This window comes from Macrococcus capreoli, assembly GCF_025628935.1.
GTDB classification, from domain to species: domain Bacteria; phylum Bacillota; class Bacilli; order Staphylococcales; family Staphylococcaceae; genus Macrococcoides; species Macrococcoides capreoli.
Genome location: NZ_JAOTIS010000012.1, coordinates 82,813 through 92,216 on the forward strand (window position 1 = coordinate 82,813; position 9,404 = coordinate 92,216).

At 35.2% G+C, this 9,404-nt stretch carries 10 protein-coding genes; 3 read left to right on the top strand and 7 right to left on the bottom strand.

What is annotated here, in order from left to right; all coding sequences use genetic code 11:
- Positions 1-80: 80 nt before the first annotated feature.
- Together OCL94_RS09955 and ytvI are read left to right on the top strand one after the other, a co-directional pair.
- Positions 81-440, top strand: coding sequence for a YugN-like family protein (locus tag OCL94_RS09955; RefSeq protein ID WP_262996771.1), 360 nt, complete (start codon positions 81-83; stop codon positions 438-440).
- Positions 441-511: 71 nt separating this feature from the next.
- Positions 512-1,561: a sporulation integral membrane protein YtvI gene (gene ytvI, locus OCL94_RS09960; protein WP_262996772.1), complete on the top strand. Its 1,050-nt coding sequence runs from the start codon at positions 512-514 to the stop codon at positions 1,559-1,561.
- 151 nt (positions 1,562-1,712) lie between these two features.
- Here the strand turns inward: ytvI and OCL94_RS09965 are convergent, their stop codons facing one another.
- From OCL94_RS09965 to cyoE, 7 genes are all read right to left on the bottom strand, one after another.
- On the bottom strand, positions 1,713-2,174 hold the full coding sequence (locus tag OCL94_RS09965; RefSeq protein WP_262996773.1) for a DUF420 domain-containing protein: 462 nt from the start codon (positions 2,172-2,174) through the stop codon (positions 1,713-1,715).
- Positions 2,175-2,183: 9 nt separating this feature from the next.
- Positions 2,184-3,143, bottom strand: coding sequence for a cytochrome c oxidase assembly factor CtaG (gene ctaG, locus OCL94_RS09970; protein ID WP_262996774.1), 960 nt, complete (start codon positions 3,141-3,143; stop codon positions 2,184-2,186).
- 159 nt (positions 3,144-3,302) lie between these two features.
- On the bottom strand, positions 3,303-3,659 hold the full coding sequence (locus tag OCL94_RS09975; protein WP_262996775.1) for a cytochrome C oxidase subunit IV family protein: 357 nt from the start codon (positions 3,657-3,659) through the stop codon (positions 3,303-3,305).
- Positions 3,659-4,288, bottom strand: coding sequence for a cytochrome c oxidase subunit 3 (locus OCL94_RS09980; protein ID WP_262996776.1), 630 nt, complete (start codon positions 4,286-4,288; stop codon positions 3,659-3,661). The genes OCL94_RS09975 and OCL94_RS09980 overlap by 1 nt, the downstream gene beginning before the upstream one ends.
- Positions 4,288-6,150, bottom strand: a complete 1,863-nt coding sequence (locus tag OCL94_RS09985) for a cytochrome c oxidase subunit I (protein WP_262996782.1) — start codon at positions 6,148-6,150, stop codon at positions 4,288-4,290. The genes OCL94_RS09980 and OCL94_RS09985 overlap by 1 nt, the downstream gene beginning before the upstream one ends.
- A 51-nt stretch (positions 6,151-6,201) precedes the next feature.
- Positions 6,202-7,263 carry a cytochrome c oxidase subunit II gene (gene coxB, locus OCL94_RS09990; protein WP_262996777.1) on the bottom strand — a complete coding sequence of 354 codons (1,062 nt, stop codon included), beginning with the start codon at positions 7,261-7,263 and terminating at the stop codon, positions 6,202-6,204.
- A 31-nt stretch (positions 7,264-7,294) separates the two neighbouring features.
- Positions 7,295-8,218: a heme o synthase gene (cyoE, locus tag OCL94_RS09995; protein ID WP_262996778.1), complete on the bottom strand. Its 924-nt coding sequence runs from the start codon at positions 8,216-8,218 to the stop codon at positions 7,295-7,297.
- Between the two features lie 253 nt (positions 8,219-8,471).
- On the opposite strand from cyoE, the gene OCL94_RS10000 reads away from it, so the two are divergent.
- Positions 8,472-9,380 (top strand): COX15/CtaA family protein, encoded by a 909-nt coding sequence (locus tag OCL94_RS10000; RefSeq protein WP_262996779.1) that lies wholly within the window; start codon positions 8,472-8,474, stop codon positions 9,378-9,380.
- The last annotated feature ends 24 nt before the right edge of the window (positions 9,381-9,404 follow it).

A 9,404-nucleotide genomic window follows, 5' to 3' on the forward strand; every position in this document is an offset into this window, starting at 1 on the left:
GAATTGAAATGAATATTCGATTGCATGAATAGCGTTTTTATCTTAAAATTGAAAGTAGAATGATTTAGGGAGGAACTATAATGGTATTCACAAATTCAGGTATTGAAACAATCGTAGCTGAACAATCTTTAATCCAGCATGTTATGAATAAACATGGTTTAGTATTAGGGGGACATTGGGATTACGAACGTGTTACATATGATTTAAAATACGAATTATCTGAGGGTATTTATTACTTACGTATTCCAGGTTACGCAGTAGAAGGTGACGTTGGCGCACGTAATGCAACTTTACAAATGATGGATCCTTACTTAGGTAAACATTACTATCCAACTGGTGTTGAATACGGTGAAGATGAAGTATTCAGTGATGCACTTGTTGAACATTGTAAACGTACAATTACAAGCATTTATAACGAAATTAAAGCAATTCAAGCATAATTTAAATAACTTTGAAGCGTGAACAAATTATTTGTGTCACGCTCTTTTCTTACCAGTCAAGAGGTGAAACTATGGTAAAAAAATGGCTTAATAAACGCATATTAATCATCACATCAATGATCATTTTAGCAGCGCTTTTATTATATTTCATTATTCCAATTTCAATTCCACTTATCGCAGCACTGATTATTGCTTTAATGATTGAACCTGCAGTGAAATATTTAGAAAGTAAAGTCGGCACACGCAAATGGAGTGTTACGATCATTTACGCTTCGATTCTTATATCCATCATCTTATTCACTTACTTCTTTTTAACGAAACTGATTGAACACATTATACAGTTCTCTAAAGATTTACCAGATAAAATGAATAATTTAATGGAAGTATGGGACAAAATAGAATTAAAGATTTCTAAAATGATTCCAGATAGTGTTGCATCGTCGTTATTTGATGAAATACAGAAATATTTATTATCTATGCGTAGTTCAGTACTTAATTATTTTAATGTAGAGCGCATTACATCGTTAGTGGCAAGTTTACCGGAAACTTTCATTTCCAGTTTAGTATTTTTAGTGGCGTTATTTTTATTTATGCTAGAAATACCGAGAATGCATCATTTTATAAAAACACATACGTATGATAAGACATATCAAAAAGTCAGTTTCGTATGGAATCGCGTAACTTCATCCATATTTGGAATGTTACGTGCAGCGTTCATTCTTTCAGGTATTACATGGTTCTTTACATTTATCGGGTTGCTCTTCATTACGCCACGCAATGCACTCGTATTATCGTTTATTATTTGTATCATTGATTTATTACCGATTATTGGTGCAACAGGTGTGACGATTCCTTGGGCACTATACGCATATGCTACTGGAGACGTTGGCCTGGCGATTAAACTCGTTGTGTTATCTACATTTTTACTTGTCCAACGTAAAGTATTGGAACCAAAAATTGTTGGAAACGGTGTTGGACTTAGTCCGTTACCGTCACTTATCGCAATGTATATCGGATTAAAACTGATGGGCTTTATTGGCTTTTTCGTTGGCCCTATCATACTGATATTAATCTTAACAATTTTTGAATCCGGTGCAATCAAAACAAATTTCAAAGTATAAAAGCATCCTGCCTCATTTTTTGAGGATTGGATGCTCTTTTTATTGCTTTCGTATTAAGTTGTCAAATCGAAATTGGGGTGTCACCAATTTCAGAACTCAAAAATATATTAAAATTGGGGATTCCCCCATTTCGGAATCCCCAAACACATTATTAAAATCCTAATATTGCCTTAATCACAGATGTTGTTTCGCCACCATGATAAAATACATATAATAATAAATAAACAGCTACACCTGTAATTGCAGTAAAGAACCAGATAATCGACGTAATCGGTCCTAACTTACGATGAATGTTTAACTTATCTTTCATACCTGTGTATAAATTAACAATCCCCATAGCGCCACCAATCGTCGCTAATGTAATATGGAAAATTAAAAAGATCGTATAATAAATTTTAATATTATCCGGACCACCAAATGAAGTATTCCCGATAAAAATTGTTCTTGAAGCATAAATGACAAAGAAAATCGTCGCAGCAACACCTGCAGCCATCATCACTTTTTTATGTGCCTCGATATTCCCTTTCGCGATTAAATACCATCCAATGGCTACTAATATCGCACTAATGACTATAAAAGATGTACTGATTGTCGGTAAAATTGGTAAATTCATAGTGTCCCCCTATTCAAATTCTTTAAAGTAAGCATCCTGTTTTCTTTTTTCTTCTAAACTTAATCGTGTAATTTCTTCAGGATTTAATCGTTCTGAACGTGACCAGTTGACAAAAATATAATAAAACATAAAGCCAAAAAATACTTCCTGCAATACTTTCATAATAACGCCACCTGTTTGCTGATCATCTTTCGGTGTCATATTCGTAAAGTATTGTGGTCCACTAATACCTGAATTCGCTAATACATCATTGAGCGTCCCCGTCGGAACACATAAACTCATTGCACTCATCCATGCTTTCGGATCTGTATACGTCTTATACATCGGATGTTGTGCAAAGATGATTAAACCACAAGATGGTGTCAGTAATACACCAATGGCAAAGATGTAACCAAGCTTCATAAGGCCTGATAATTGTTTCTCATCTTTTACTTTCTCTTTCTGATTAAAGATTGGATACCACATCGTGAATGCTGTAATCGTTAATAATATCGTATACAGTGAATGTGGTGTCGCATTCTGCTTTAAGAAATCAAGTACGATTGGTAAGTGATATAAAGAGAAAAATGCATTAAACGTCACAAGTGCAATAATAGGACGTGTCATAAATGCAAACGCCGGTTTAATAATAGGTTGATTAATAACATAATCAATTAAATAATTCGGTATTGCAAAGTAAAGTAAAGGTATCATTAATAAAAACATCACAGCCATTTGCAGCATGTGAAAACTAAAAATGATGTGGCTCAATAAATCAATCGGTGATCCTTTCATAATATAAAGTAATACCATTAAAAAGATAAATAAAATACCTTCAGATTTTTTGAGCGGTCGACTGCCCGGTATATCTTGGTACCATCTCACTGTAATTAAAAAATACACAATCGTCGAAAATATAATAGCAACGAGGAAAAATGGTGACCAGTTTGCCAGAAATCCAAAGATTGAGATAGAACGAATACTACCCATATTATCACTCCATAAAATATACTCTCATTATTATAACTTAATTTATGGCATATAAGTGTATAAAATTTATCAATTTATTGACAACTAACAACATAAAAATGCCAATCTTATTTCACAAATAAAAAACTGAGACACACAATGTGCCTCAGCTCATATTAATTACTTTTTAAACAACGGTTCACCTAACCATGTAATGTATAATGCCATAACGATGAATGTTCCTGCGATAAATAATCCAGATAACATCATAATTTTAGCTGCTCCATGACCAGGATGTTTCATATGCATAAAGTAGTAGAATTGAAGAATAACTTGAATTAATGCCATTAAGATAACTGCCGGAATAACGAAATCTTTACTTAATCCCGCTGCTACCATAGCAAATGCGATTAATGTTAAGAAGATCATTACAGCAAATGTCGTTACTTGCATTCTCATTTCTTCAGTACGTGTTCTTTTCTCGAAGTTATAACGCTCACGATTAAACTTTAAGTTGTTGTTAGTTTCATTTGACATTATCCTAACACCCCTAACAAGTAAACTACTGTGAAGATGAATACCCAAACAACATCAATGAAATGCCAGTATAATGCAGCGGTATTAAACTTCGCAGCGTTGTAAACACTTAATCCACGTTTCATGTTACGCACGATTAAAAGAATAATCCAAGTTAAACCAATGACTACGTGGAATCCGTGCGTTCCAACTAAGAAGTAGAACGCAGAACCAAATGCGCTTGATCTGAATGTATGACCTTGATGTACATACTCAGTAAACTCATAAATTTCAAGTCCTAAAAATCCTAAACCTAAAACAACAGTTACGATAAACCATGTAATCATTTTACCGAAATCAAAGTTTTTCATGTGGTATAACGCATACACACTTGTTAATGAAGACGTTAATAATAACATCGTCATTACGAAAGCAAGTGGTAAATGGAATAAATCTTTCGCTAATAAGTGATCTTCACTTGGTACATGATCTTTTAGTGCTAAATAAGTTGCGAATAAAGATGCGAATAATGCAGTTTCTCCACCAAGGAATACCCAGAATCCTAATAACTTATTTTTACCTTCCATCGAAGCTGTTTCAGGATGACTTGGCCATCTTTCAACGGTCATTTTCTCTTCGTGATGTGCCATTATTTAACACCTCTTTCGTACTCAATTAACTCTTCTTTAGTAATATGGTAACCTAAATCATCTTTAAGTGAACGAACAATCATACCGCCCGCAGTAATCGCTAAACCTAATACTAATACGAATGGTGCCCATGGTTGAGCTGGTAAATCTTTCACTGCAGCTAAAGCCCATTTTTGACCATCAGCTAAGTATAATGCACCAAATGCTGCAACGAATAAACCTAATGATTGAACGAAAGGAATGATTGAATTGTTAGGCATATGAATATCACCTAATGATTCAGCAGGTAAGATTTGACCATTACCTTGTTTCTTCTCTAAATCAAATGCATCTAAACCACGTACAAGTGGTGTTTGAGCAAAGTTGTAGAACGGTACTGGTTGCGGTAATGACCATTCTAAAGTACGGCCATCGCCCCATGCGTCGCGACCAACGCGTGGTGCTTTTGCTAATGTCATCACAACGTTTATTAAAGTAATGATTACCGCTAACGCCATTGTTAACGCACCGACAGTAGAAATCATGTTGTACGTATCATAACCTTGACCTGGTAAGTAAGTGAATACACGTCTTGGCATACCCGTTAATCCTAAAATATGTTGCACTAAGAATGTTAAATGGAAACCTAATACGAATAATACCCAGGCAACTTTACCTAATTTATCGCTTAGCATTTTACCGAACATTAATGGGAAGTAGAAATGGAATCCTGCTAATAATGCGAATACTACCCCACCAACGATAACGTAGTGGAAATGCGCTACGATAAAGTATGAATCATGATATTGATAGTCAGCTGGTGCAGATGCTTGCATAACACCTGTAACCCCACCCATTACGAATGAAGGAATGAAGGCTAATGCATAAAGCATAGGCGTTGTAAATTCAATACTACCACCCCAGATTGTAAGCAACCAGTTAAAGATCTTAACCCCTGTTGGTACTGCAATTGCCATTGTTGCAACAGCAAAGATTGCGTTTGCTGTTGGACCCATACCTACTGTAAACATATGGTGAGCCCAAACCATGAATCCTAAGAAACCGATTAATACTGTTGCAAATACCATTGCTGAGTATCCGAATAAACGCTTTCTAGAGAATGTAGAGAAAATCTCTGAGAAAATACCGAATGCCGGTAATACTAAAATATATACTTCAGGATGCCCGAAGATCCAGAATAGGTGTTCCCAAATAATTGTGTTACCACCTTGAGATACAACGAAGAATCCTGTTCCGAACATTCTATCAAAAATCATTAAGAATAAACCAATTGTTAATGGTGGGAATGCAAATACGATTAATACACTCGCAACGAATGTTGTCCATGTGAATAACGGCATACGCATGTAAGTCATACCCGGTGCACGCATGTTCATAATCGTAACGATAAAGTTAATCCCTGCAATTAAAGTACCAGCACCAGAAATTTGTAAACCTAATGCATAAAAGTCAATCCCGTGACCTGGAGACGCTAATGATAATGAAGCATAAGATGTCCAGCCTGCATCAGGTGCGCCACCTAATATCCATGATAAGTTTAAGAAAATTCCACCGAAGAAGAATAACCAGAAACCTAATGCATTTAAGAATGGGAATGCTACGTCACGTGCACCAATTTGTAATGGTACCGCTGCGTTCATAAATGCGAATAATAACGGCATTGCCGCTAAGAAAATCATTGTTGTACCATGCATCGTAATAATTTGGTTGAACAAACCTGCTGAAACAAAATCGTTTTCTGGAACAGCAAGCTGAATACGAATAAACATTGCTTCTATACCACCCATGGCGAAGAATAATCCACCCATGATTAAGTATAAAATTGCAATTTTTTTATGGTCAACAGTCGTTAAATATTCCATAATTAAACCACGTTTTTTTTGTGTAGCCAATTGTGTAACCTCCCTTTAATATTACTTTTCAACTTTACGTTCCATTAAGTATTTCGCTAAAGCATCGATATCTGAATCACTTACTTTATATTGACCCGTCATTTTGTTACCCGGTTTTACTGATTCAGGATCTTTAATCCACTTTTTAACGTTTTCTTCGTTATGTTCTAAAATACCTGCAACACGGTTGCGATCACCAAACGTTGTTAAGTTAGGACCTTTCGCCCCTTTACCTGTTGGTGTAACAGCGTGACATCCTTGACAAGATTGTTTGAAGACTTTTTCGCCTTCTTTAGCATCTGTTGTAGCAACAGGCTTTTTAATATCCTGCATTGATTTCACCCATGTGTTGAAGTCGTCCTTAGACATTGTTTTTACTTTAAAGTCCATGTACGCGTGAGATGGTCCACATAACTCAGCACATTTACCATAGAACATATTCTTAGCATCTTTTGCTTTATTGCCATCAAATACTAAATAGAATTTGTTGATATTTTCAACGTTCGTATCCATTTTCCCACCCACTGCTGGAATCCAGAATGAGTGTTTAACGTCAGCTGAATGTAATTTAAAGTATACTTTCGTATCAGTTGGTACAACTAACTCTTGACTCGTTACAATCTTTTGGTTTGGATAATTAAATTCCCACCAGTAAAGATTTGCAGTTACATCAACGATGATTTCTTTATTGTTACCTTTAGCATCTACTTTATCCATCGCTTTCGTATCTGCTAATTTAAACGTCAGCATAACTGTAGGAATTGCTAAAATTAATAATAATAAGATTGGAATTGCTGTCCAGATAATCTCTAATTTATGGTTACCGTGAACATCTTTCGGTACAAAGTTCTCTCCAACTTTACCACGTCTGAATTTTACAACTGCTAAAACGAAAATGACTACAACAACTGCAATAACAAATAGCATGATGTAAACTGCTAACATCATTAAGTTGAATTGTTCCTTTGCAACTTCCCCTGCTGGACGTAAAGCTGAAAGATATGGTTTACCACATCCAGCTAATGTCATTATTAATAATGAAATTAAGCCCATCAACTTCACATGCTTCAAATTGTTCTTCATTAAATTCTAACCCCTCTTTCACCATTCATAATCAAATCATTTGAATTAATGTAACTACTACTATCATAACAAAAAATATCATCAAATAGTTCAAAGAATAGATAAACATTGACATTGCCCATTTATTCTCTTTCACATTTGATTTAAATCCTGATAAAGCAAGTAACAGCCAACCAAGATTTAATATTGTTGCAAGTACTATAAAGATTGTTCCTAGCTCACCCATTAAAAACGGTGTTGGCAATAGCAATGCTACCCAGAATAACATTCCAAGTCTCGTGCGTGCAAAACCTTTAACAGATGGCAGCATCGGAATATTTGCCATAGCATATTCATCTTTACGTTTAATCGCTAACGCATAGAAATGTGCGGGTTGCCATATAAACATAATAATGAATAACATCCATGCAATCTTAGAAAGTCCAGGATCAATGGCTGCCCAACCAACGAGAGGTGGAATCGCTCCCGGGAAACTTCCTATTATAGTATTTGACACTAAATGACGTTTAGACCAAATAGAATAAAGCACCACATAGCCAAAGATACCTAAAAACCCAATCAGACCTGTTTCGATATTAATTGAGAATAATAATAATTCTCCAATGAGCATTAAGATAAAACTTAATCGAAATATCGAATGCGTTGCAATCTTGCCCGTAACGCTCGGTCGTTCTTGCTTACTCGGCATAATACGGTCGATATCCTGGTCATAAAAGTTATTTAATGCACAACTTCCTGCCATAATAAGTGTAGAGCCAATCAGCATCGTTAAAAGTTCAGGCATGCTACTTAAAAATGAACGCTGAGTCATCATAATTGCAACGAATGCACCTGCAAAAGTGGGTATCAAATTACCTTGTACGAGACCTAGCTTAACCACTGCTTTGACATCTTTAAATGTCAGGCGCGACGAATCCACTGATTTGACGCGATTTAATACGTGTTCATTTTGCATTTTCACCCTCCTTAAACAATACTAACGCATATAATAACAATAATATATGAAAACTGTCACATTTTCTATACATTTTCGAAATTAAATTGTGACATTTTTCTTTTTCGTGACGATGCAAATAATTCACGAATGTGACACATTTACATCCTGGTTAGATTGTTATACTATATCTTAAGTATATACTGAAGTCATTATGTAATAAAGATTACATTTACACTTTACGTAGATAATGACTAATTTGAGGTGAAGGTATTTGTTAAAGGAAAAGAATTTAAAATGGCTTTCTTTGTTTACGACACTTCTGATGTTGTTTGTTCAAATTGGTGGTGCACTCGTAACGAAGACTGGATCTGCAGATGGTTGTGGTAAAAGCTGGCCACTCTGTCACGGGCAATTTGTACCGACACACATTCCGAAAGAAACATTGATTGAACTCGCACATCGTGGTGTTTCAGGTATGGCATTACTATCAGTCACATGGCTCGTTATATTGAGTATTAAATATATTGGACATAAGCGTGAAACGAAGTTCTTATGTGGTATGAGTATTGGATTTATCTTTGCACAAGCGTTAATTGGTGCTGCAGCAGTGATTTGGCAGCAAAATGGATTTGTACTTGCACTTCACTTCGGTATTTCATTAATTAGTTTCAGTTCAGTGTTTTTACTCACACTACTAATCTTTGAAGTTGATCAAAAGTTCGATGCAACGCAATTAGTTATTTACCCCCATTTGAGAAGACAGACAATTGCACTAACAAGTTTTATATATATCGTTATTTATAGTGGTGCACTTGTAAGACATGAAAAAGCAAGTCTTGCCTGTTTAAGCTGGCCACTCTGTAAACAAGGGGAAGTTGGATTACCGGAAAACTTCTATGAATGGGTACAAATGAGTCATAGAACGTTAGCCTTCATATTGTTTATCTGGTTGAGTTACGTTGTTTACCATGCAGTTAAGAACTACAGTCAATATCGCGTGATCAAATACGGTTATTTGATTGCATTCGCATTAATTTGTTTACAAGTAACGACCGGAGCATTATCGATATTCTCAATGTTAAATTTATATATTGCATTATTACATGCATTATTTATTACGTTGTTATTTGGCTTACTATGCTATTTCATATTGCTTATATCAAGAGCTACACAAAAATAACCTGCTGAAAATCAGCAGGTTATT